Origin of the sequence: Mycobacterium sp. E735 (assembly GCF_001666955.1) — a bacterium.
Lineage (GTDB): Bacteria > Actinomycetota > Actinomycetes > Mycobacteriales > Mycobacteriaceae > Mycobacterium.
Genome location: NZ_LZIX01000117.1, coordinates 1 through 591, shown reverse-complemented (window position 1 = coordinate 591; position 591 = coordinate 1). Strand labels below are relative to the sequence as shown.

Sequence of the window (591 nt, the reverse complement as noted above, 5' to 3'; positions counted from 1 at the left end):
GGTGCGCAACACCAGCGTGTTGACGAAAAATCCGACCAACTCATCAAGCGCGGGATCACGGCGCCCGGCGATCGGAAAGCCCACCGCCACATCCGAAGTCGCCCCCAACTTCCCCAACACCACCGCCAACGCGGCCTGCACCACCATGAAACTGGTCGCATTGTGCTCACTTGCCAGCGCCCGCACCCGCCGCTGCAACTCAGCCGGCCACTCCACCACCACCCGCGCACCCCGATAATCAGCCACCAACGGATACGCCCGATCCGTCGGCAACTCCAGGCGCTCCGGCATCCCCGCCAACGCATCCAGCCAGTAGGTCAGTTGAGCGGTGATCGCGCTGTCCGGATCCTCCAAGTCCCCGAACTGCGCCCGCTGCCACAACGTGTAATCCACATACTGCACCGCCAACGGCGCCCACCCCGGCACCCCACCGGCACACCGACTCCCATAAGCCACCCCCAGATCACGCACCAACGGCGTAATCGACCACCCATCCGCGGCAATATGATGAGCCACCGCCACCAACACATGCTCATCGCAACCCACACGGAAAAGCGTTGCCCGCAAAGGAATCTCAACCGACAAATCAAA

General features: G+C 63.3%; 1 protein-coding gene. It reads right to left on the bottom strand.

Annotated features, from left to right (window positions below; translation table 11 throughout):
• Positions 1–591: condensation domain-containing protein (locus A5704_RS09740; protein ID WP_156737650.1), on the bottom strand; the 591-nt coding region annotated here is incomplete at both ends.